Annotated in this window: 18 protein-coding genes; 5 read left to right on the top strand and 13 right to left on the bottom strand. The window is 60.6% G+C overall.

What is annotated here, in order from left to right; all coding sequences use genetic code 11:
• Positions 1-9 precede the first annotated feature (9 nt).
• The 5 genes from NKH38_RS07405 to NKH38_RS07385 all read right to left on the bottom strand — a co-directional run bounded on the left by NKH38_RS07405 (position 10) and on the right by NKH38_RS07385 (position 8,613).
• Positions 10-1,887, bottom strand: coding sequence for a methanol/ethanol family PQQ-dependent dehydrogenase (locus tag NKH38_RS07405; protein ID WP_023681121.1), 1,878 nt, complete (start codon positions 1,885-1,887; stop codon positions 10-12).
• Positions 1,884-2,666 (bottom strand): heme-binding protein, encoded by a 783-nt coding sequence (locus NKH38_RS07400; protein WP_352761770.1) that lies wholly within the window; start codon positions 2,664-2,666, stop codon positions 1,884-1,886. Before NKH38_RS07400 ends, NKH38_RS07405 begins: the two co-directional genes overlap by 4 nt.
• Positions 2,667-2,939: 273 nt before the next feature.
• Complete coding sequence (locus NKH38_RS07395) at positions 2,940-3,989, bottom strand: chemotaxis protein CheB (RefSeq protein ID WP_023729514.1); 1,050 nt, start codon at positions 3,987-3,989, stop codon at positions 2,940-2,942.
• A gap of 135 nt (positions 3,990-4,124) precedes the next feature.
• Positions 4,125-5,093, bottom strand: a complete 969-nt coding sequence (locus NKH38_RS07390) for a manganese catalase family protein (RefSeq protein ID WP_023681124.1) — start codon at positions 5,091-5,093, stop codon at positions 4,125-4,127.
• A 367-nt stretch (positions 5,094-5,460) separates the two neighbouring features.
• Positions 5,461-8,613 carry a GAF domain-containing protein gene (locus NKH38_RS07385; RefSeq protein WP_352758032.1) on the bottom strand — a complete coding sequence of 1,051 codons (3,153 nt, stop codon included), beginning with the start codon at positions 8,611-8,613 and terminating at the stop codon, positions 5,461-5,463.
• A 212-nt stretch (positions 8,614-8,825) separates the two neighbouring features.
• Between NKH38_RS07385 and NKH38_RS07380 the strand changes: the two genes are divergently transcribed.
• The 4 genes from NKH38_RS07380 (at position 8,826) to NKH38_RS07365 (ending at position 11,453) form a co-directional block, all read left to right on the top strand.
• Positions 8,826-9,080 carry a hypothetical protein gene (locus NKH38_RS07380; RefSeq protein ID WP_023668018.1) on the top strand — a complete coding sequence of 85 codons (255 nt, stop codon included), beginning with the start codon at positions 8,826-8,828 and terminating at the stop codon, positions 9,078-9,080.
• Positions 9,081-9,207: 127 nt separating this feature from the next.
• Positions 9,208-10,266 carry an alpha/beta fold hydrolase gene (locus NKH38_RS07375; RefSeq protein WP_352761774.1) on the top strand — a complete coding sequence of 353 codons (1,059 nt, stop codon included), beginning with the start codon at positions 9,208-9,210 and terminating at the stop codon, positions 10,264-10,266.
• A 20-nt stretch (positions 10,267-10,286) separates the two neighbouring features.
• Positions 10,287-10,817: a DUF1003 domain-containing protein gene (locus NKH38_RS07370; protein WP_352761776.1), complete on the top strand. Its 531-nt coding sequence runs from the start codon at positions 10,287-10,289 to the stop codon at positions 10,815-10,817.
• A 243-nt stretch (positions 10,818-11,060) separates the two neighbouring features.
• Positions 11,061-11,453: a response regulator gene (locus tag NKH38_RS07365; protein WP_023687818.1), complete on the top strand. Its 393-nt coding sequence runs from the start codon at positions 11,061-11,063 to the stop codon at positions 11,451-11,453.
• A 186-nt stretch (positions 11,454-11,639) separates the two neighbouring features.
• Here NKH38_RS07365 and NKH38_RS07360 read toward each other — a convergent pair whose 3' ends face one another.
• From NKH38_RS07360 to NKH38_RS07350, 3 genes are all read right to left on the bottom strand, one after another.
• Positions 11,640-11,816 carry a hypothetical protein gene (locus tag NKH38_RS07360; RefSeq protein ID WP_023687819.1) on the bottom strand — a complete coding sequence of 59 codons (177 nt, stop codon included), beginning with the start codon at positions 11,814-11,816 and terminating at the stop codon, positions 11,640-11,642.
• A gap of 202 nt (positions 11,817-12,018) precedes the next feature.
• Positions 12,019-12,255 carry a DUF6894 family protein gene (locus NKH38_RS07355; protein ID WP_023668023.1) on the bottom strand — a complete coding sequence of 79 codons (237 nt, stop codon included), beginning with the start codon at positions 12,253-12,255 and terminating at the stop codon, positions 12,019-12,021.
• 19 nt (positions 12,256-12,274) lie between these two features.
• Positions 12,275-13,210, bottom strand: coding sequence for a Crp/Fnr family transcriptional regulator (locus tag NKH38_RS07350; RefSeq protein ID WP_352761779.1), 936 nt, complete (start codon positions 13,208-13,210; stop codon positions 12,275-12,277).
• 213 nt (positions 13,211-13,423) lie between these two features.
• On the opposite strand from NKH38_RS07350, the gene NKH38_RS07345 reads away from it, so the two are divergent.
• Positions 13,424-16,753: a DEAD/DEAH box helicase gene (locus NKH38_RS07345; RefSeq protein WP_352761781.1), complete on the top strand. Its 3,330-nt coding sequence runs from the start codon at positions 13,424-13,426 to the stop codon at positions 16,751-16,753.
• 71 nt (positions 16,754-16,824) lie between these two features.
• Here NKH38_RS07345 and cyoD read toward each other — a convergent pair whose 3' ends face one another.
• The 5 genes from cyoD to NKH38_RS07320 form a co-directional block, all read right to left on the bottom strand.
• Positions 16,825-17,235, bottom strand: a complete 411-nt coding sequence (gene cyoD / locus NKH38_RS07340) for a cytochrome o ubiquinol oxidase subunit IV (RefSeq protein WP_023668026.1) — start codon at positions 17,233-17,235, stop codon at positions 16,825-16,827.
• Positions 17,232-17,918: a cytochrome (ubi)quinol oxidase subunit III gene (locus NKH38_RS07335; protein WP_352761862.1), complete on the bottom strand. Its 687-nt coding sequence runs from the start codon at positions 17,916-17,918 to the stop codon at positions 17,232-17,234. The genes cyoD and NKH38_RS07335 overlap by 4 nt, the downstream gene beginning before the upstream one ends.
• The gene (gene cyoB / locus NKH38_RS07330) at positions 17,915-19,915 is read right to left on the bottom strand and encodes a cytochrome o ubiquinol oxidase subunit I (protein ID WP_352761863.1); all 2,001 of its coding nucleotides are present in this window, start codon (positions 19,913-19,915) and stop codon (positions 17,915-17,917) included. Before cyoB ends, NKH38_RS07335 begins: the two co-directional genes overlap by 4 nt.
• A gap of 2 nt (positions 19,916-19,917) precedes the next feature.
• A complete protein-coding gene (gene cyoA, locus NKH38_RS07325) occupies positions 19,918-20,808 on the bottom strand; it encodes a ubiquinol oxidase subunit II (RefSeq protein ID WP_050591515.1) in 891 nt (296 codons plus the stop codon).
• A 271-nt stretch (positions 20,809-21,079) separates the two neighbouring features.
• The gene (locus NKH38_RS07320) at positions 21,080-21,970 is read right to left on the bottom strand and encodes an MBL fold metallo-hydrolase (protein WP_352761784.1); all 891 of its coding nucleotides are present in this window, start codon (positions 21,968-21,970) and stop codon (positions 21,080-21,082) included.
• Positions 21,971-22,194: the final 224 nt, after the last annotated feature.

Genomic DNA, 22,194 nt, shown 5'->3' with positions numbered 1-22,194 from the left:
TACAATCCATCAAGGCAGCCGGAACACATAAAGCGTGCCTCCCGAGGTTGTCGCGTTCTTCAGATCCTTCATGGCATTGACGAAACCGAGCGCGGCGGTGGCGTCACGCGGGTCAAGATCGCCCGATACAATGGCGCCGGCCCAGCCACCGACGCCTGAGAGGATGGCGACATATTGGTGCCCGTCGGGACCGCGATAGGTGATGGGCTGGCCGATGATCCCGGACGAGGTCTTGAACTGCCAAAGCAGGTCTCCGGTCTTGGCGCTAACCGCCTTGAACCAGCCTTCCATCGTGCCATAGAACACAACGTCGCCGGCGGTCACTACCGCGCCGCTCCACACCGGGAAATTCTCCTTGAGGCTCCAGGCGGGTTTCTCCGCGGCGATGTCCCAGGCGGTGAAGGCGCCGCGATTACCGCCAGGCCCTGGTATCATGCGGACGTTCATGCCCACATAGGGCGTGCCGGCGATGTAGTTCACCTCGACGCCTTCTTCATCCATGCACAGATTGTTGTGCGGGATGTAGAGCAGGCCGGTCTTCGGCGAGAACGCGGAAGGCTGCCAGTCCTTGAGGCCCGACGCCGTCGGACAGATATCGCGAACGACCTTGCCGGTGCCGGTCTTCTTGTCCGGGTTTACGATCAGCCGACCGGTTTTCAGATCCACACCTTTGCTGGAGTTGACCGGACCAAACGGTTTTGCCGACAGCACCTCGCCGGTTGTCCGGTCGAGGATGTAGAGATAGCCGTTGCGCTCCGGCCGGATCAGCACCTTGCGCGGCTTGCCCTGCCAAGTCATGTCGAGCAGGATCTGCTCGTTGATGCCGTCATAATCGTGGAGGTCGTGCGGGCTCCACTGATAGAACCATTTCGCCGCGCCGGTGTCGGGATCGCGCGCGAAAATGCCAGACGTCCACTTGTTGTCGCCCGGCCGCAAATCCGGATTCCATGGTCCGGGATTGCCGGTGCCGTGGAAGATCAGGTTCAGATCGGGATCATAGGAAATCCAGCCCCACATGTTGCCGCCGCCGATCTTCCAGGCTTCCGGCGGCCACGTCGTGACGCCAAGATCCTTGCCTTTGTCCATGTCGTAGTGCGGCTTGAAGTCCGATCCGATCAGCACGTCCTTGTCCGGCCCGGTGCTATAGGCGATCCAGACGACATGACCGTCGCCGGCGTCGAGCGCCTTTACCCAGCCGCGAACGCCCATCTCGCCGCCGGAATTGCCGACCAGCACTTTGCCCTTCACCACAAGCGGCGCCATGGTGATGGTCTCGCCGATGTTGATGTTGCCGACATGAGTGTTCCAGATCGGCTTGCCCGTGTTCGCATCAAGGGCAATCGTGTGGCCGTCCAGCGTATTGAAAAAGATGCGCCCGTCGGCGAATGCCACCCCTCGGTTGACGACGTCGCAGCAGGCCACCCCCTGTGCCGCCGGCTCGGGATTGGGTTCGTACTTCCACTTCATCGGGGCGCCGGGCTTGGAGAGATCGAGCGCATAGACGAAGTTGGGAAAGGGCGTCACGATATACATGGTGTTGCCGACGACCAGCGGCGCTGCTTCCTGGCCCTTGTTCACGCCTGTCGAGAACGTGAACGCGACCTGCAGGTTCTTGACGTTGCCTTCATTGATCTCGGAGAGTTCGCTGAAGCGCGTCGACGCGTAGTTCTTGGCCGGCATCGTCCATTGGCCGTCATCGGGTGGCGAAGCTGCGGCTGGCGGTACGATCGCTGGTGTTTTAGGGGGCTCGGACGCAGCGCCCAAAAGCGGCAGGCAGGCGAGCAGCGTCACCAGAAGGATAGCGCCAAACGAATTCCCGGCTGCCAATTTGCGGGTATGTCGTTCTACGTCAACGCGCGTCAATGCCAACTGCGGCATAGCTTTCATTTATTGATCGAGCCTCCCACGCCGGCGCCGAGTTCGGCCGCGATGTCGGCCTCCGTTCCGGCACAAAGCGGATGGCCCCAGCCCGAAGCGCTTTTGCCGCCGGGGTCCAGATCGTAGACAATGGCATCCTTGCGATTTGGATTGACGCCTGCCGGGACCTTGTCGAAGCCGAGCGCCGCGCGGATACGCCAGGCGACATTGTGATCGGCGCATGAGGAATCGCCTGAAACGCCGAGGCCGCCGACAATGCTCTTGCCGTCGTAGAGGGCAAGCCCGCCGCCAAACACCACGACGCCTCCGATCGGCTTGCCGACGAGCGGGTCGCCGCCGCTTCCGAACGTTTTGGGATCGCCCGTATAGGCCGCGGCCTGGTTGACAGGATTGGTCTCCTGCAGGCCAAATAGCGGTCCCCCGGGCTGCACCCCCGCATAGAGATTGGCCGTCGAGAGGGCCATCTGAGCCAGGCTGAGACCGTTGGCCGTGTTGGCTTTCTCCGCGGCTATGAGCCGACTTCCCGGCCATTGCGAGTCGGGGGTGGGGCCGCTGAACGCAATCGCGCAGACAGTGCCGTCACGGGCAACGATGGCTGCCCATTCGTTGGTTTCAAAGCCGCCATTGGCTGGTCCGCCGCTTGCCTTCACGTTGGCTTTGAGGGCTGCAAGCAGCTTGTCGTGATCGGCCGGACAGGGCTCCTGCGCCATGGCATCGTGCCCGTGGAACAGGCCACCCATCAGCAACAGCAGGCCAAAAAGAGGTACGAAAAGCTGCGAGCGATACATTGTCCTGGCATTCGTTTACATAACAAGGACCACCCCGGCAGACCGCAGAATGCGAGGATACGTCCAGTGCGTCAGTGCCTAACTCGCGTACTGCTTCTATGTTCCTGCTTTGCATAAAATTCATGCAGTTGGATTTGGGTGCAGGTGTTCAATCAAAGCATGGGACCTGGACACCCGTGGCCACATGCCAAGCAATGAGGCAACGCGGCTGATCCGGGAAAATGCGATCGGGACAGCGCAGACGCACCCGCCCTGACAAACCCTGTTGCCTTGTCACGGCGTTCGACGATGGATGATCTCTTCAATAAGTTTCGCGTCGGCTTCGTATTCCGCGGCCCGCGCAGCCATTTGACTGGCCAGGCTGTGTCTTTCCCGCGCGGCTTCGCGTTTTGCCGTACGTTTGGCCAACTCAGCCCGCTGCTGGTGCGCTCTTAAAAGGCTCCAAAGAGCCTGCTCCGCATCGTCAGCCTGGGCCTGCATTAAAACGTCCGCTCCGAACGCATGTCCGGTGTGGCAGCGGTAACGGGTAATCGGCCCGTCTTCGATCTCCCATAGGGGGCCATGACATTCGGGGCAGACAAATGTCGAGGGGGCGCCAAGCTGGCCTTCGGTCAATTCCATTGTGCTGTGCTCCTGAGCTGCAATCGCTGCCTCAAGGCGGATGCCGGACGGGATTTCTGGTGTCGGTCCTGCGATTTCGGAAGCAAGCCTGTGCAACAGGCCAGCCATTTCGGACAGAGGGACGCAATGGTCGATTTCCACATTCTGCAAGGCGCTCAGCGGCATGTCGGGTACTGCAGCGTCGCCGGGGTCCTGGACTACGCTGACGCCTCCGCACATCTTGATTGCGTGCAGGCCGGCGGTGCCGTCGGAGAGGCTGCCTGTGAGCACGACGCCGATCACGCTGCCGCCAAAGCTGCAGGCGGCCGACCGAAACAGGGGGTCGATGGCGGGGCGCGCCAGGTTCTCGCGCGGCCCGCGCCGCAGCAGCATATGATCGTCGTGTAACAGAAGGTGAGCTCCCGGCGGTGCAACGAAGATGTGCCCGTTTTTAACCTTCATGCCGTTGGAGGCATTTGCAACGGGCATGTTGGCAGCGCGACCGAGAATGTCGCCGAGGTAACTCGTGGGACCAACGTGCTGTACGACGAGGAGAGCCGCCGGGATGTCCGGCGAAAGATCGCGGACAAGTCTCTTCAGCGCGTCGACGCCGCCGGCCGATGCTCCGATTGTCACGATGCACCGGTTCTCGCAACCGTCGGGACGGACCTTATCCGGCTGGCCCGCACGCTCCGAATCTGGTCGTGGTGCGGCGGTGGCCATGGTTGCTTCACCCACATTCAGCACAGATGTCGATGCGAGCGCTCCGGCCAGTCCGTTGCTGGTCGGATGCCCTGCCTTCGTCGGTGTTAGCTTCCGGCCGCATCGCGGAACATAGATGCCCGCGTCGGCTCTGTGCTAACGCCTACGTGCGCGTTTGACGGCAGCCTCTGCCACGGCCGGGGCCTCCTGAATGCTTGCCGCGCCGCCGAAATCGGCGTTCTTGGTACGGCCAGCTCCCGGGCCTGCTCCTAGATCAGCACCTGTTGTCGGATCGGAAGCCGGATCGGAAAGCGTACGGTCGGCCATCCTGGCCACCACCTTCATGTCTTTGGCCCCCAGCTTGACAGTTGCCAGGCCGTCTCCGCCGTCGACGGGCATCACCTCTTCAAGGTCATCGATCCGATCCCACTCTTCGCCGGAATTCCATGGGCCAGCGACATCGCCGTCGCCTTGAGAGGTGTTGACATACATGCTGGCGTACTTCTCTACGCCTGGGAGCTTGCCGGAAGGGAAATTGTTTTCGATCGCGTAGAGTGCTTTCTCAAACGACTTCTGGTGCGCGATCTCGCGGGTCATCAGGAAGCCGAGCGCGTCCTTGATTCCCGGGTCGTCGGTGATGTTGATGAGGCGTTCGTAAACGATCTTGGCGCGGGCTTCGGCGGCGATATTCGACCGCAAATCCACCGTGGGTTCACCGCGCGAGTCGACATAGGCCGCGGTCCAGGGAACGCCGGCTGAGTCGCACAGCGCGGGAGCGCCGCCGAACAGAATTGATTCCTTGGCTGTTGTGCCGCTGGCGCCGATCATCAGGTAAAGGTCGGCTTCCTTCATTTGGCCCTCGGCCAGCTGTGCCTTGAGCCCCTTGTTGAGCATGGTGACGATTGATCCCACCACTTCGAGATGGCTGAGTTCTTCGGTCGCAATATCGAGCAACATGTCGCGACGGCCAAGATCGTCCTCGCCAAGCCCTTGCGTGAAATAGCGCATGGCCGCTGCAAGCTCGCCATCGGCGCCGCCGAACTGTTCCATGATCATGCAGGCCAGGCGAGGATTCGGCTCCGAGACGCGAACGGTGTATTGCAGGCGCTTGTTGTGCATGAACATGGACATCTCTCCGGTTAGACCATCCGAACATCCCGGCAAGTTGATTGTTCCATCCGGCCATCGGCCAGCGAGCATTTTTACGGTAACTTCAGTGTTGAGCATCGCAGGGAGCCAGAGGCGGCATTTATTTCTCCGACCGGTGACCGGCGGCAACGAGATTTCGATCGTGCTGCGCCATCACGGCAATGAGCAAGGCCGCGGATGGGCAAGAGGTAGACAAAATCTGGAGGGATATTGGCTCGGAAAAGTGAAGCCGGGCCATATTAATACGATGTCGGTGTCGACACCTTCGGCCCGTTTCGCCGCACACCTTACGCGGCAAACGCCGGGTTCGGTCACACGGCGAGCGTCGCGGGCTGTTGCCCGTTCACTTTCGATCCAGCACCTTCCGGACTTTCTCTGCCAATTCGTCGATCGTGTAGGGCTTGGTCAAAAGTTCGGTTCCGAAATCGAGCGTGCCGTTGTGGACAATCGCATTTCGTGTGTAGCCGGTGGTGTAGAGCACTTTTAGCGACGGGTGCATTGTCTTGACCTGATCCACCAGCTCCCGGCCCGACATCTCCGGCATCACCACGTCGGTGAACAGAAGCGACGGCACTTGCCCGCTTTCGACGGCCACCAGCGCTTCGCGTGGACCTTGCATTTCCAGCACGGAGTAGCCCAGTTCCCGCAGCGCTTCCGCGGCCATCAGCCGGACGCGATCTTCATCCTCGACAACCATGATGATCTCGTCTGCACAGCCGGGGTGCTCGCCTGCCACGACGTCGATTTGGCTGTCGAGCACGCCATGGTGCGAGCGCGGCAAATATATTTTCAAGGTGGTTCCGATGCCCTGCTCGGAATAGATCTTCACACTGCCGCCGGACTGGCGAACAAACCCATAGACTTGGCTGAGTCCCAGCCCGGTGCCTTTGCCGACCCCCTTGGTGGTGAAGAACGGATCGAAGGCTCTTGCGACAACATCAGCAGTCATGCCCGTTCCTGTATCGGTGACCGCTATCATCACATACTGGCCGGAGGGGATCGCGTTCTCCCTGGCATAGCGATCGTCGACGTGGGCGTTTGATGTCTCGATCGTCAGCTTGCCGCCAGCAGGCATGGCATCCCTTGCGTTGACGCAAAGGTTGAGCAGCGCGCTTTCCAATTGCCCTGCGTCGGCCTCGACATGCCATAGGCCCGCAGCGAGCACGGTCTCGATCTGGATGGTCTCGCCAAGCGTCCGGTTCAGCAATTCGCTCATACCGGAGACGAGGCGATTTGGATTCAGCCGCTTCGGCGCCAGTGGTTGCTGGCGGGAAAAGGCGAGCAGTCGCCTGGTAAGTTCTGCGGCACGTTGTGCTCCATCGATCGCGCCGGTTACGAATTGGTGGACGTTGGTATCGCCGTTTCTGAGCTTGCGCTGCACAAGGTTCAGGCCGCCGATGATGACGGCCAGCATATTGTTGAAGTCGTGCGCGATGCCACCGGTGAGCTGTCCGACAGCTTCCATCTTCTGGGCTTGGCGCAGGTGCTCTTCTGCTCTGGCGCGTTCCGCAACTTCATCTTTGACACGTTGTTCGAGCGTGCCGTTGAGTGTCTGCAGCGCCTTGAACAGCCGGGAGTTGTCGATGGCCGTCGCGGCATGGCCGGCAAGCCCCAGCAAGGCCGCTTCTTGCTGTTCGGCGAACACGCCGGTCTCTGAATGACCAAGGAAGAGGCCGCCCAGGACCTCGCCCGAACGCGAGACGACCGGCACGGCGAGATAGGAACGCACCGGCAGATGGCCCTCCGGCATTCCCTTGCGGGGCCAGTTCTTTCCATAACGGGGATCCGTGAGGATATCATCGGAACGCACCACGCTTGTTCCGCGGAAAGTGGGCTCGAACACCGCGGTGTTGCGCGGCATCGGAAAGTTTTCGAAAGCAGAACGAGGTGCCCCCGACAGGGCGTAGAGCACATAGCTGTCGCCCTTGTCGTCGATCACATTGTAGAAGAAAGCTCCGAATTGTGCGCCCGACAGCACCACGCCGGCATCGGTTACCGTCTGGACAATTCGCTCCACGTCAAGCTCGGCCGCCACGGCTGCCGCAGTGGCGTTCATCAACTGAAGCTGATGCTCCACCCGCTTTCGCGCGGTGACATCGACCACGGTGCCGATGAAGCGGATCGCACGGCCGGACTGGAAAAGCGCTTCCCCCGTTGCGGCAATCCAGCGCTCCTTGCCATCCCGAAGGCCGATCGTCCGGTATTCGATGTCGTAGCGGGAGGGGGGGCCCGGCGCAAGCGACTGGCGTACGGCCTCGTCGGCCCGTGCGCGATCTTCCGGATGGAGGCCCGCCAGGAACGCGCTTTCATATGTCACCTCCGCGTCCGGCGGCAAACCAAAAAGGGCTTTGCACCGGTCGTCCCAACGCAGCACTCCGCTGATGGGATCGTAATCCCAGGTGCCAATAGCGGCCGCGTCGGTGGCAAGCCTCAGCCTCTCCTCGCTGGCCCGTGCCGCCTGTTCCGAGCGAACGCGCTCGATGTGAGCCCAGGACCGCTCCGTCACCTCGGTCAGCAAGGACAGTTCGCGTTGCGACCAGACGCGGCGCTGCTTGTCGTGGATGGCCATCAGGGCAGTCAGTCGGCCTTGTTTGACCAAAGGCATACAGATGGTTGCCGTTATCCCGATATCCTGAAAGGTCTTCGCTTCCTCGGGAGCAATTTCCTCAAGGTTGTTGTTGATGATAAGCGGCTTGTTGGCGCTGAGGTTGGTGACAGCCAGGCGACCAAAATCGGCAAGACTGTAATATCCCCTGATGCTGGGCGAGCCAGGTGCGCTCCAATCGCCGCGGATGGTGAAATGGTCTTGGTCCTGCTCCATGTCGGCATAGGCGCAAATCGAGACGCCAAGATGTTCGCCGAGGAGCCGAGTGGTGATCTGCATGACAGCATCGGCGTCGGCCGCGAGGGCTATCTCCCTGCCGAGGCGGTCGAGAAAAGCAAGGCGTTCGGCGTTCTCACGCAGGGCCAGTTCGGCGCGAAGGCGTTCTATCGCCGTACGCGTCCGGTCCGCGACTGCCGAAATGAGGGCTACTTCCTCCGTCGCCCAGCGTCTGGGCGCGGAGTGGTTCAGGTATAACAGCGCCACCAGCCCGCCATGCTCGGTAACGGGCATGTTGATGACGGATTGGGCGCTGATGGCTTTGAGTGCCTCGGCATGGCTGCTGGTTCGCGGATCTGTCTCGGCGTTTTCAAAGACAACGGTTTCGCCTCGCTTCAAATCCTCGATATACGAGCCGTAGTTCCTGAAATTCAGCGTCCCAGCCAGGCTTTTGATGCCTGGCGCGTTCCAGTCCCTGTCAATGGTGATCGTTTCTTTCTCTAGATCGATCGTGCCGTATCCGGCTCGGCTGATGCCAAAATGGTTCCCCAGCAGTTCCGCGGCTGCGTAGGCCAGTTCTGCGGGATCCGTAATCTCGCGAATACGGTCGCCCAGCGCTGCCAAAAGCTCGAAGCGCTGCAGTTCAGATCGCGGATTGCTTGAAGTGGCCCCCATTTCGCCCCCGTTTGCCCGGACTTAAATGCAGTCTGGGGCCAAGAGTTCCCCGCAGGACGGCAGTTTCTTTGGCGGGCCGGTCAGCCGAACACGCCGCACCGGTCATAGGTTAATGACAGCTTGGCGCGCTGTGGCGGATAAAGGGGAAACCAGCGGGCACTTTCCCGCTGGCTGGGTGCCCGAACCGCACTTCACTCGTTTGGAGACGTTTGATGCTTGACCGACCCATTCTTACGAATACGGACGCTCTCTATCCAGACGACCTGAAAACGCTTCGGTCGGTCTTCGACGCGCTGTGTCAGGAATTTGAGATTTCGTCGGACACTACCGCGGCAGAATCCATCGCGAGAGAGCTGGTCAGACTTTTCCAGACCGGGATGACGGAAGCGGCCATGCTGATGATTGCCGTGCGCGCACGTTGGCAGGGTGATTGGAAAATGGGAGGCAGCAGCGCTGCCCAGGCTTAACGGTCCCAACTCCATGGAGAAGGCCTACTTTAGCCGCTTGAGCGGTTGTACAGCGTTGTCTTGTCTGGCGGAACAAGCTTTCGCCCCGAGAGTTGGGGTCGGCAGATAGTTTCCAACAGGCACGGGCATGGCGTTCGACAGAGATGGACCGAAACTCGCGACCGGGTTGCTCGCGGCCTCGTTGGCGGCGCTGGCGGCATACAACGCCATCCGCGCCAAACGTGCGATTGCCGGCCGGGCGTGCGGACGTGTGATGGAGATCTATGGTGTGCGCCTGCATTTTATCGAAGCCGGAACCGGCATGCCGCTCCTTCTCTTGCATGGCAATGGATCCATGGCGGAGGATTTCAAGTCGAGCGGCATCTTCGATGAGGCGGCAAAGACCTACCGGGTGCTTGCATTTGATCGTCCCGGTTTTGGGCGAAGCTCACGACCGCGCGGCCGGCGTTGGTCCGCTCGCGACCAAGCCGACCTTATACATGCCGCGGCCTGCGGGCTGGGTATAGAGAAATACCTCGTGCTTGGACATTCCTGGGGAGCTTGGATCGCCCTCGAATTGGCGCGCAGGCATTCTCAATCGGTCGTCGGCATCGTGCTGGTCTCCGGCTATTACTATCCGCCACCGCGGCTGGATCTTGCACTGGCCGCACTCCCTGCACTGCCTGTGATCGGCACCGCGTTTCGTCACACCTTGCTGCCGCCGCTTGTAAGGCTTGCTTGGCATTGGGCAATGGAGAAGATCTTTAAACCCGCCATCGTCGCCAGCGAGTTCGCCGCACTCGCCAAAGATGTCGCCAGCCGCCCTTCCCAACTGCGGGCGGTTTCTCTGGAGACAGCATCGATGCTGGTCGCGTCCCTGTTGGGAAAGGCCAACTATAGGGACATTGCCGTGCCCACCGGCATCATGGCGGGATCCGGGGATTGGTTGTTCGACGCGCAACGCGATGCACGACGCTTGCACGCGGAAGTCGGTGGGTCTCTCCTTGAGGTGGTTCCGGGCGCCGGCCATATGGTTCATCAGAGCGCCCCCCAAGCAGTGGTCGGCATGGTGCACACTATTGCAGGACGGCACGCCTTGTTCCAAGCGGGCCGTGGGCAGCGACCCAAGTCGTGTGCCGACGAGTTCAAGGCAGATCCGGCCTCGCGGGAGCCACCGGCGATAAGCGAGGCCGCTTGCACGGAATGATCTCCAAACGGGGCTTTCAAATGAGCGACCAACGTCCAGCCGACATGCAGTCGGTGCTCCACCAGAACATACAGGCCCTGGTGGAGCACAGGCGGCAGCAAGAAGAGCGCCAAGGCGTTCAAGCGTGGGTCGCCGGCGCTGTTTCGCGCTTCGCGGGAAGCATGACTTTCGTCTATCTGCACCTTGCAATTCTTGTCGTCTGGGTCCTCGCAAACCTTGGCGAGATACCAGCCGTCCCAGCCTGGGACCCGACTTTCGTGATCCTGGCTATGGTCGCCTCGGTTGAGGCAATCTTCCTGTCTACTTTCGTGCTGATCAATCAGAACAGAATGGCCGCCCACAGCGAGCGCCGAGCCGAACTGGATTTGCAGATCAGCCTTCTAAACGAACATGAAACCACGCGGCTGATCGAGATGGTGGCTGCCTTGACGGCGCGTCTGAATATCTCGACCCCGGCCGACAAAGAGCTGCCGGAACTCGCCGAGAATGTGGATCCCCAAAAGGTGATGACGCAGATCCAGCAAGCTTCTGGAGATCAGGAGAACGCTTGATCAAAGCGACCTCGTCGGCAACGGTTAAGCGTCGGCTACAACCTGTAATTCAGCCTCATTGTCCAAGGCTGTCGAAGCAGCTAAGCCGGTGTCGGCCTTTTCCAGGGTGGCTTCCCGACGTCACAAGTCCGCCGCGCAATCGAGGCAGCGTAGAGCTTCGATAACCAACAGGCTGCTGCGCGTCAGATGGAACCAAGTTGACGCCGAACTCGTATTAGCGGTGGCGGCTTGGGGAGATTCCGGATGAGCGAAGGTGCTGTTCTGATCGTCGAAGATGAGACAATGATCCTGCTCGACCTCGAGTCAGCTTTGGAGGAGGCCGGCTTCCAGGTCGTCGGCACTCGGAGTGCCGCCGAGGCGCTGGCGGCTTTCGACCCCGATCCGACCAAGTTCAAGGCCGTGCTCACGGACATCCGTCTGGGAGCAGGACAGTCGGGGTGGGAGGTCGCTCGGCACTTGCGAAGGTCCAACTCGACCATCCCGGTTGTCTATATCAGTGGCGACAGCGCGGTACACTGGGGAGCGGAAGGTGTGCCCAACAGCATAATGATCACCAAGCCCTTTTTTCTGCCGCAGATCATAACTGCCGTTTCTCAACTTTTAAACGCGCAGCAAGGTGCAGAAACTCACCTCTAGGAATGGGACCGCGGCTCCGCGAACACGACCGAACATTCTTCTTCGGCCAATCGGCGCCGTCCGGCGTAAAGCGTTCGCGTCTGCTTGGGTCAAATGTCGGCGGCCTCAACCAGATGTCGACCTCAGCTCCTTTCCCCTCGCCACCGGCTCGCATCCACTCGGGAGCCCTCCCGAAAGCAGGGGCGCTCATTGGTTGAGCTTTCGGTCGAGTTCGTCAAGCAATGACCGATGCTCGCTAGGCATGTCCGCGTCTGTCGGCAGATCCAGCAACTGGCGAAGCTGGCGACGATTGGCGTCCGATGAAATCCACTCCCGTATGAGGCGGGCTATGACCTTTTGTTGTGCCTTGCCGATTTCTTCCATGTTAGATTCCGAGCTTGTCCGTTGGACGAACTCGGCGGCTCTTTGATGGTTCCCCGTCCTGTACACAAATCGAGGCGAATCGAGGCACAATCTATGGGTTAATGCATGTCGCTCAAAAGTGGCCCTGGTTTTGAGACACGACATGCCAGTGGATGTTTGCAGTCCCAGTCCGCTCGCCTAACGCTGCGCGTAGAGTGCAAATTTATACGTTCGATTTTACCCGAAGCGAGAGGCTCAGCCGCAAAATCTTGGCGCCATTTTCATCGCGCACTTCGATAAACAATTGCTGCCCGTCGACGCTCTTCAGTGACTCTCTCGTGAGGTCGACAAGGCCCTCGAATCCCGCGCGGCGGACCTCCTCGAGGCCAGCGCATTCGACACCTATTTCGTCTTCGAAGATGAGATCGCCATCGCCGCTGTCGAAGAAAAATCGTGCCATCGGAGAGCTTCCGTCACTGCTAATCTGCGGGGTTCCTTTGGTGCAGGTAGGTCGTGTCGAAATCTCCTGCGTGAGTGAGGCCAGCCCAGTCCAGTGCGTGAACTTTTGATCCCGAGGTGGCAATGAGGCCTCTGCGTCGTAGTTCCTGGAGCATCCGGTTGACGTGGACCGTGGACAAACCCAGTGCATCGCCAAGGGCCGCCTGTGTAATGGGGATATCCGCCACGTGATCCTCAATGCGCCCCATGGAGCGCAAGCGAAAAATCAGTTCGCACAGGATGTGAGCCATGCGGGTGTATGCCTCGCGTCTTCCCACATTGATGACCCACTCCCTGTAAATCGCGGCATCTATCAACGTCGACCGCCAAAAAGCGGTGGCGATGCGAGGGTGCTGGTCGCAAACGGCACGCAGGGTGTCATGCCGCATGAAACCTATTCGCGCCGGCGTAAGGGTCGAGAAGTTACAATCCATGACCGACAGATGCAGCCCATGCAGATCAGGAATGTCGCCGGCGACGAAGAATGATGTGATTTGTCGCTTTCCTTCGCCCGTATGTTTGGTCGAACCGATCAAGCCATCAAGAACGACAAACGAGTAAACAGGACGGTCGCCCTCACGCACCAGATCGTGGTTGGCCAAATATTCCTTCTCCTGGATCGGAATGCCTTTCAGAACGCCGATGTCGGCCTCTCGAAGATCCGAGATGGTCTGAAGCTTGCGAATGAGTACATCCGAGGATGAGGTGGGGAACAAATTGACTACCTGGCTGATGTTGGTGATCGAACTATTATCCGCGCCAAAAGTTCCGACTGGCATGGGGACATATGCGCGGCGGCAGAAGGCGCCGCCGTGCGGCATGGTCCCATGCCTGGAGCGTTTTGCCAGCGTCGAGCGTGGTTGAAGATCCCGGAATGATCGAAGCACCAGTTTTTTAGGACAGCCATAGGTGAGCAAGGCAGCAATGCATTAACCTATGACATAGGCTCGGTTAGAAATTTTCCCGCTGGGCAGCCAGCCCCAGGAGTTCGCCGATCACGGCGCAGCTTTGACCCTGTCGCTCCGCCCATTTCAAGGGCTGCACCCGCAGCCCGTCCTGGAACTCTTTGATGCGCCGCCAGGAACGGGGTGGCTCCGCTGACGTTGTCTCAGTGGCAAGGTGAGATTTCAGTGAACAGGCATATTTCGCGGACGGATGTCGAACAAATCGATCACACGGATGACAGCGGGTTTGCGATAGAGCACGGCGGACCGCCATCCTCAGCAATCGCGGTAGCGCTGGCCCGTGGCCTGGAGACCAGTCGGGACAAGCACATCATCCATATAGCTCCCTCGGAACGCAGTGCCGAGGAGATCGCCGGCGCCTTGCGTCAGTTCCTGCCTGACGCGGATATAATCTTGCTGCCGTCCTGGGATTGCCTGCCCTACGACAGGGTGTGGCCCACACGCGCCAATATGGGGCGAAGGCTTCGTGCGTTGCGTGAGATCGCAACGAAGCCGGATCGCCCGCGCATCGCTGTAATGTCGCTCGAAGCCATTCTGCAGCGGGTGCCGCCTGCTCCGGTCATCGCTGGCGGTTTCACAATTCTGGAGGTGGGACAAAAGCTCGACCGTGACGATTTTAGAACCTGGTCCGAAGCCATTGGCTATGTCGTCGACGAGAGGGTCGACGAACCGGGTGAGATAGCCTTTCGGGGCGATCTCATCGATATTTTCCCTGCTGGCGCGGATGGCCCCGTTCGCGTCATCGTTGATCCCGATGCCTGCATCCGGCAGCTCAAGACCTACGACCCGCTCAGTCAGCTCAGCGATCAGGTTCGAGACTCGATTACGGTCGGACCGGCATCCGAGCTGATCTTTAAAGCTGGTGAGCATCCTGAGTTGACAGCGATGCGCGCGACGTCGATGGAGGAGCGCCTGGTCGCATCGTATGGCGCTATGCCATCCGTCTTCGATGCGGCATCCAGCGCTTCGATCTCCTTCCTTGAAGGGACCGACGGGCAGCCGCTCGGCAGAATTCTGGATCTGGTCGAGGATGCACGTCGTGCCAGGCAGGAGGCAGCCGGAACGAAAAAACCTTTGCCGGGACGATTTTACCTATCCCGTGAAGAGTGGGACGCTGCTCTGCTTAACCGCTGCTGCGTGAGACTAGCCGTTTCTGCCGTGGGAGTTCCCAAATTCTTCCGCCAGGCCCGACCCGGGTATGATTTCGCGGAATTCATCAGAGGGCAGACGAGTGCCGGAGTCAGAGTAGTGTTCACCGGCGATGCCTCTGAACTGCAGCGAGCAGATCGCCTGCTCGATAGGAGACTAGGCCGGCGGGCAGAGGAAGCGGCCGACTTGCCGCAAATCCTTTCGGCCGCGAGGGGCTCTGTTCTCAAGGCTGAATTCGTCCTCGACGAAGGGTTTGTCGACGCGCAATCCAATATCGCCGTGGTGGCCGCATCCGACCTGTTTGGGCCCGCGTTAAAGGCGAGCGGGAGCGCGACCACGGGCATACTCGAACCCGAGTTGCGCATTGGCGATGTCGTCGTCCATGAAGACCATGGCCTGGGCGTGCTCGCCGCGGTCGAACAGGTCGAGTTGGCTGGCCAGCAACAGGATGTCGTCAGACTGGAATATCATGGCGGGGCTTCCTTGCTGGTTCCGGTCGACGACTTTGGACGAATATGGCGCTACGGCTCGGAACCGGAGGCAGTGTCGCTTGATCGCCTCAAAGGCGAGGGCTGGCCGAAGCGACGCGAAGCTGCGTTGCGCGAGATCGACAGGCTGGCCAAACGCCTCTTGAGTCTTGCCAAAATCAGGTCCAGCCAGCCTGCCGAGATCATAAAGCCCTCCCGCACGGACTTGGCCCGTTTTGCGGCGAGATTTCCCTATACGGAGACGCCCGACCAAGCGGCCGCCATCCGCGCTGTGCTCGATGATCTTTCGTCGGGAAGAACAATGAACCGGCTCGTCTGCGGCGATGTCGGCTTCGGCAAGACAGAGGTCGCCCTGCGTGCTTGCGCCGCCGCGGCTTTCTGCGGGAAACAGGTTGCTATCATAGCGCCGACAACGGTGTTGGCACGACAGCACTATGAGACGTTCAGCCGCCGCTTCGCAGGAACCGGCCTGCAGGTCGCCCACCTTTCAAGAATGGTCGGGGCAGCGGAGGCGAGAGCGGCAAAAGAGGGTCTGCGGAGCGGCCAGGTTGCGGTCGTTGTGGGTACTCAGGCCCTGGCGTCCAAGAGCGTCACCTTCGCCAATCTTGGACTGCTGGTGATCGACGAGGAGCACCGGTTCGGGGTCAAGTTGAAGCGCGCGCTGCGGACCATGGCGCCTCGCCTCCATACGCTGAGCATGACCGCCACACCGATACCCCGGACGTTGCAATCGGCGTTGTCAGGCATCCAGGACGTCAGCGTTCTAAACTCTCCGCCCGCCAAAAGACGTCCCGTTCGCACGATCTTGGCAGCGTTCGATCCAGCATCGGTGCGCGCGGCCCTTCTGCGTGAATTTCACCGGGGTGGACAGAGCTTTTTCGTGGTCCCGCGGATCGAGGATATTGCCCAGGCCTGTGACCAACTGAACAGACTGGTGCCGGAACTCGGGGTCAAGACGGCGCATGGTGAAATGAAGGGGAGACAGCTGGACGAAGTCATGGTCGGATTCGCCGACGGTGATGGCGACATTTTGTTGAGCACCGACATCATCGAGAGCGGCCTCGATGTGCCGCGGGCCAACACCATCATCGTTTGGCGCCCCGACCGGTTCGGTCTGGCGCAGTTGCACCAGCTGCGGGGCCGGGTCGGAAGGGGGGCGGTGCAGGCCGTTGCGTTTCTTCTGACCCAGCCTGGCGTTGAACTGGCCGACAGCACCAGGGCCCGGCTTTCGACGATGCTTGCGCTCGATCGGCTCGGCTCAGGCCTGGCAATCAGTCAAAGGGACCTCGACCTGCGTGGCGCCGGCGATCTTTTCGGAGAAGACCAGGCCGGGCATATGAAGCTGATCGGAGTGGGCTTGTACGAGCACTTGCTGGAGCGCGCGGTCTCGGCGGCTGGCGGAGGGGCCAACTTCGGCAAGCAACTTGCCGAGATCAATGGCTCGGGAAAGGGGGCTTTTCCCGAGAGCTATGTCGACGAGCCTACGGTGCGCGTTGGCCTCTATGCGCGGCTCTCCCGCATCCGTTCGGAGCCGGACCTCGATACATTCAGCGAAGAGCTCGAGGACCGCTTTGGAGACATGCCTGGCGAAGTAACCCTTTTGCTGGAATTTACCAGGTTGCGAATAGCAGCGTCGGAATTGGGCGTCGGCAAAGTCGATGTGGGTCCCGAGGCCATCGCGATCACCCCTAGGAACAAGCCGTCGGCGTCCCGATGGCGGAACAGCAAGGCTTTGGGCCTGGAGTACCGGAACGGCCGCCTGATTTTCAGGCCAATCCCGCCCGGCGTCTCAGGCATCGATGCGGTCCGCTTAGCGCTTGATGCCCTACGTGCAGCCCAGCCAAAGCACGAGATCTGACGAGCCTTTTGTCTCCTCGGCCCACGGTGCGAATGGTGCACTGTGGCGGCTGTGCGTTCGCAGGGCAGCGTTCAAGGCATCGTTCCGGCTTGATGGGGTGTCATGGCAGCCATGTTTTCATTCAGATGGGCCATGATCCAGATAGAGCCCAGAACCACCAGCGCGACGATCAGCACGCCGAAGGCCAGGGCCAGGATGTTGTTGGTGTTGTCCGGCCCGGTGGTCAGGTGCAGAAAGAAGACAAGATGCACGCCCATCTGCGCAACGGCGAGCACCACCAGGGCCGAGATGACCGCGGGCTGGTAAATCAGGTCGGTTCGCGCCGCCAGGAATGACGCGATCGTGAGCAGGATGGCCAGCCCGAAGCCGAGCACATAGCCCGAGAGGCCCCCAGCCGTTTCGTGCTCGCTTATGTGTTCCTCGCCCGGCGCTGAATCGCGGCGGTCCTGCAACTCGCCGGTCTTGCTCTCGAACTCGGTCATGACGATGCTCCCAGCAGATAGACCAGGGTGAAGATGGCAACCCAGATGATGTCGAGGGCGTGCCAGAAGAGCCCGAAGCAGTGGAGCCGCCGCAAAATGTCGGGCCGAAAGCCCTTGACCCACAGCTGCGCCATCATCGTTCCCAGCCAGAGCAGGCCGAGACCGACATGGGCACCGTGGCAGCCAACGAGCGCAAAGAAGGCAGAAAGAAATGCGCTGCGCGAGGGGCCTGCCTGCTCGCCGATCATTGCCGCGAACTCCTGTAGTTCCAGGAACAGGAACGCTGCCCCGAGCAACCCCGTGACGAGAAGCCAGAACTGCGTGGCATCCATTGATCTGCGACGGGTGGCGAGTGTTGCCAAGCCGCCGGTGAAGCTCGAAGTGAGCAGAAGGCCCGTCTGGACCGCAACCCGTGTCGGTTCGAACAGATCCTTGCCTGTCGGTCCGCCGGCGGTTGCCTTGGCGAGCACGGCGTAGGCGGCGAAAAATGCCGAGAACATGATGATGTCGGACAGGAGAAAGATCCAGAAGCCGTAGGTCACCGTGACGAACTTTGAGGCCGGGCCGCCTTCTCCGTGGCCCGTCGCAGAGCGCACCGCATGCCGACCGGTGTGATTAAGCCGATACGGATCCCGTGCCTGGGTGCCGGCGCTGATGTCGCCGGAGAATGCGTGATCGCTCATGCCGAGCGCTCCCACCCGCGCAGCCGGGCAAACTGGGCTGCCTTGTGGTCATGGTCGATGCGGGCGACCTCGTCGACAGGGATCTCGTAGTCTCCATGATCGCGCCAGGCGAATACGACGAAGGTTGCGTATGCGCCGATGAAACCGACGATCGCCAGCCACCATATATGCCAGATCAGCGCGAAGCCGATCAGTGTGCTGAAGAAGGCGGTGACGAAGCCAGTCGGGCTGTTGCGAGGCATCTCGATCGGCTCATATGCCTTTTCCTCGTCCGCGCTCTGTTCGATCCCTCGTTGCTTGATGCTCCAGTAGGGTTCTTCGTCTTCCACGTGAGGCAGCCGTGCATAATTGAAGACAGGAGGAGGGGAAGATGTCGACCACTCCAGCGAACGCCCGTCCCACGGGTCGCCGGTTTCGTCGCGAAACTTGTCGCGATACCGGATCGAAACGAAAAGCTGTGTGATCTGCAGCGCCGCGCCGGCGATCATCACCACCACGCCGAAAGCGGCCACCACCAGCCACGGCGCCCAAAGGTCCATATCGATATGTTGCAGGCGCCGCGTCATGCCGAGCAGACCGACAATATAGAGCGGTACAAAGACCAGCATGTAGCCGGCCAAGGTGACCCAAAATGCCGCTTTTCCCCAGCCTTCGTGCAAACGGAAGCCGAACGCCTTGGGGAACCAGTAGGTGAAGCCGGCGAATGCTCCAAACAACACGCCCGAGATGATGACGTTATGGAAATGCGCGACGAGGAAAAGGGAATTGTGTAGCACGAAGTCGGCCGGCGGGACGGCAAGCAGCACACCAGTCATGCCGCCGACGGTGAAGGTGGTCACGAAAGCCAGTGCCCAAAGCATCGGCGTGTCGAAACGAACGCGCCCGCCATACATGGTGAAGAGCCAGTTGTAGATTTTCACACCGGTTCCCACGGCAATGACCGACGTGGCGATGCCGAAGGCGGCATTAACGTCCGCTCCGGCACCCATGGTGAAGAAGTGATGCAGCCAGACCATGAACGAGACGATGCAGATGAACATCGTGGCCGCGACCATCGAACGGTATCCGAACAGCGGCTTCGATGAAAAAGTCGAGAAAATCTCGGAAAAGATTCCGAAGGCGGGAAGCACCAGGATGTATACTTCGGGATGGCCCCACGCCCAGATCAGGTTGACGAACATCATCTGATTTCCATCGGCTTCGTTGGTGAAGAAGTGGAAGCCGAGGTACCGGTCCAGCGTCAGCATTGCGAGCGTGGCGGTAAGGATCGGGAAGGCTGCGACAATGAGCAGGTTGGACGCGAGCGAGGTCCAGCAGAACATCGGCATTCGCAGATAGCCCATTCCCGGCGCCCGCATCTTGAGGATAGTCGTCACCAGGTTGACACCGGTGAGCAGCGTGCCGACGCCGGAGATCTGGATCGCCCACAGATAATAATCGACACCGACGCCCGGCGAGTAGGTGGTTTCCGACAAAGGGGCATAGGGCAGCCAGCCGGTGCGCGCGAACTCGCCGACCACAAGCGAGATGTTGACCAGCAGGGCTCCGGAAGCCGTCAGCCAGAAGCTGACGGAATTGAGCGTCGGGAAAGCGACATCGCGTACGCCAAGCTGCAGCGGCACGACGAAATTCATCAGGCCGATCATGAACGGCATCGCGGCGAAGAAGATCATGATCGTGCCGTGCGCGGAAAAGATCTGGTCGTAATGCTCCGGCGGGAGGTAGCCCGGCCCGTGAATCGCCAGCACCTGTTGTGTGCGCATCATGATAGCATCGATAAAACCACGAAGAAGCATGAGCATCGCCAGCACAATGTACATCACGCCGATGCGCTTGTGGTCGACCGAGCTTATCCACTCGCTCCACAGATATGGCCAGTAGCCCTTCACCGTTATCCAGCCAAGCACGGCGGCTGCTGCCAGAAAGACGCCAAGGGCTGCGCCGAGGGGGATGGGTTGATCGAAAGGAACGGCCGACCAGTCGAGCTTGCCCAGCATCGTCATTCTGCCCCTTGTGGATGATGGGTCATCGTTGCCGCCGCCGCGGGGAATGCCCTTGGGCTCACCTGTGGCTCGCCGCTGGCTGCGCTCTCAGCAGGCCCCGGACCCGGTGGGAGCGTCTGCTGAACGACCGCTTCGAACAGCCCAGGCTGGACATGACCGAAGGAAGCCGGCGCCACATTTGTACTTTGCCGGGCGAGTTCGCGATAGGCATTGGCATTCAGCACGCCGCCCCCGCCACGCAGCGATGACGCCCAGCGGGTGAAGGCATCGGCTGAAACCGCGCTCACACTGAAATTCATATCCGAGAAGCCGTCGCCGCTGAAGTGCGCCGACTGGCCGAAAAAGCTGCCCTCGCGGTCGGCCTGCAGATGCAATTCGGTCTGCATGCCGTTCATGACGTAGACCATGCTGCCAAGCTGGGGCACGAAGAACGTGTTCATCACGCTGGCCGAGGTCAACTTGAAACGCACTGGAACACCGGCGGGGATAACCAGTTGATTGACAGCACCCACGCCCTGCTCGGGATAGAGGAACAGCCATTTCCAGTCGAGCGCCACCACCTGAATGTCGAGCGGCGGCTGGCTAGAAGGGATCGGTTTGCGTGGATCGAGCTGATACGATCCGTAGTAGATCAGCCCGCCAATGAACAGGATGGTGAGCGTCGGGATCGACCAGACGATCAACTCCACGCGTCCCGAATAGGTGAACTCCGGGTTATAGCGGGCGTTGCTGTTCGAGGCGCGGAACTTCCAGGCGAATGCCAGAAGCGCAACAAGCGTGGGAACAACGATCACCAGCATCACCGCCAGCGAGTTCAAAAGAATCGTGCGATTGCCGACGCCAATTGGTCCTTGGGGATCGAGCACTCCCCCCGCGCAACCGGGCAAGAATGCGCCTCCTAGGATACAGAGCAGTTGGCGTGTCAACTTAGGGCTGGATGGCAACAACACCGGTTCTGCAATCTCTCTTTGCGGGAACGCGTGCTAGGGCATGCGTTCATCGGGTTTCCATCTGAGCCTCCCCATGGCGCGGAACCTCGCGGCACTTCGCAGGGTGTCGCCCCCTGAGCGAGTGCCCCAACTGTCGCCGGCCGGGTTTGTTCCGCTGGACCGAGTTACTCTGTCCGATGGTCCCGCGTTGGCCCAATCTGACCATAATTCAGAACGATGGCGGCTCGATTGGCCTAGCTATCGGCGACGCTGGCTCGCGCACGAATTTCAATTTCGGCGGGACGGCAAATACCCTGAACCGCTCAGCCAGGTTATCGAGAGCCTGACGCATGCCCACTCCCGCAGCAGCCGCGCCGTGCCCACTGATGACCATATGGGGGCTCAAGGCAGCCAGATGCTTCACGGACCTTTCCGCGGCATCCCAGTCTGGCGTGAAATAGCGCGGCGGACCGTGCATCTCGAGATCCTGAATGGCGACTTCATAGACCGACTCCTGACCGGTGGTGATGAAAGCGTCTCCTACGATGAGCGAGCGGTCTTGCTCGCGCCAGAGCGAGATATGCCCAGGGGCATGTCCGGGTGTGTGCAGCCATTGCCATCCGGGCATTCCGGGGATCGATCCATCGGCGGGCAAGGGTTGCAAACGGCTGCCAAGATCGATTGGCCCGCGTGGAAAAAGCGGTGAAAGCAGCGCCATCAGTCCACCCCCAACCCAGGGATCCGGTGGCGGATAGGATGTGGTTCCGTCCAAATAGGGGTGCTCGAGTGGATGGGCGAAGACAGGCACGTCCCAGCCATTTGCGAGTTCTAGAACCGTTCCCACATGGTCGAAATGGCCATGGGTCAGGATGATTGCAGCCGGCCGTGCGTTGACGCCGAACCGCTTTTCCGCGACCGCTAGAATGCTGCTGCGAGACGTCGGCAACCCGGTATCGATCAGCACCCAGTTCCGATCTCCGCTGCCCGGTGCGCCGAAGAACACGACATTGACGATTGCTAGCCGCAAGTAACCCAGGTCCGGTGCGATGCTCCAAGCGCCGTCGCCACGATCCTCGCGCCTGGCGTGGTCGATCTCGGAAAGTCGAATCTGAACGGTCATGTGATCCCATGCCTCTGTTGTTGCCGAGCAGCCGCTCGAGTGGATGACGGCGGCTGTACATCGCCCCGAACTTGGGACGGGCCTCCTTGTTCCTCATTTGCCACGCGGCTCCCGGACAGTTCACCACCGGAACAAAGGCTCTACCAATGGGTTCGGCACTACCGGCCACGCAAGGACGAGCTGGACTGAGCAACGAACATGGGGCGCGCCCGACTGAATTCGGT

This window comes from Mesorhizobium sp. M1078 (genome assembly GCF_040318615.1).
In the GTDB taxonomy this organism is placed as follows: Bacteria; Pseudomonadota; Alphaproteobacteria; order Rhizobiales; family Rhizobiaceae; genus Mesorhizobium.
The sequence above is the reverse complement of the archived record's forward strand: the minus strand, read 5'-3'. Positions and strand labels throughout refer to the sequence as shown.

Bases quoted from the DNA above. Each gene is read 5' to 3' on its own strand.
- NKH38_RS07405 (WP_023681121.1), bottom strand. From the start codon at position 1,887: ATGAAAGCTATGCCGCAGTTGGCATTGACGCGCGTTGACGTAGAACGA.
- NKH38_RS07400 (WP_352761770.1), bottom strand. From the start codon at position 2,666: ATGTATCGCTCGCAGCTTTTCGTACCTCTTTTTGGCCTGCTGTTGCTG.
- NKH38_RS07395 (WP_023729514.1), bottom strand. From the start codon at position 3,989: ATGGCCACCGCCGCACCACGACCAGATTCGGAGCGTGCGGGCCAGCCG.
- NKH38_RS07390 (WP_023681124.1), bottom strand. From the start codon at position 5,093: ATGTTCATGCACAACAAGCGCCTGCAATACACCGTTCGCGTCTCGGAG.
- NKH38_RS07385 (WP_352758032.1), bottom strand. From the start codon at position 8,613: ATGGGGGCCACTTCAAGCAATCCGCGATCTGAACTGCAGCGCTTCGAG.
- NKH38_RS07380 (WP_023668018.1), top strand. From the start codon at position 8,826: ATGCTTGACCGACCCATTCTTACGAATACGGACGCTCTCTATCCAGAC.
- NKH38_RS07375 (WP_352761774.1), top strand. From the start codon at position 9,208: ATGGCGTTCGACAGAGATGGACCGAAACTCGCGACCGGGTTGCTCGCG.
- NKH38_RS07370 (WP_352761776.1), top strand. From the start codon at position 10,287: ATGAGCGACCAACGTCCAGCCGACATGCAGTCGGTGCTCCACCAGAAC.
- NKH38_RS07365 (WP_023687818.1), top strand. From the start codon at position 11,061: ATGAGCGAAGGTGCTGTTCTGATCGTCGAAGATGAGACAATGATCCTG.
- NKH38_RS07360 (WP_023687819.1), bottom strand. From the start codon at position 11,816: ATGGAAGAAATCGGCAAGGCACAACAAAAGGTCATAGCCCGCCTCATA.
- NKH38_RS07355 (WP_023668023.1), bottom strand. From the start codon at position 12,255: ATGGCACGATTTTTCTTCGACAGCGGCGATGGCGATCTCATCTTCGAA.
- cyoD (WP_023668026.1), bottom strand. From the start codon at position 17,235: ATGACCGAGTTCGAGAGCAAGACCGGCGAGTTGCAGGACCGCCGCGAT.
- NKH38_RS07335 (WP_352761862.1), bottom strand. From the start codon at position 17,918: ATGAGCGATCACGCATTCTCCGGCGACATCAGCGCCGGCACCCAGGCA.
- cyoB (WP_352761863.1), bottom strand. From the start codon at position 19,915: ATGCTGGGCAAGCTCGACTGGTCGGCCGTTCCTTTCGATCAACCCATC.
- NKH38_RS07320 (WP_352761784.1), bottom strand. From the start codon at position 21,970: ATGACCGTTCAGATTCGACTTTCCGAGATCGACCACGCCAGGCGCGAG.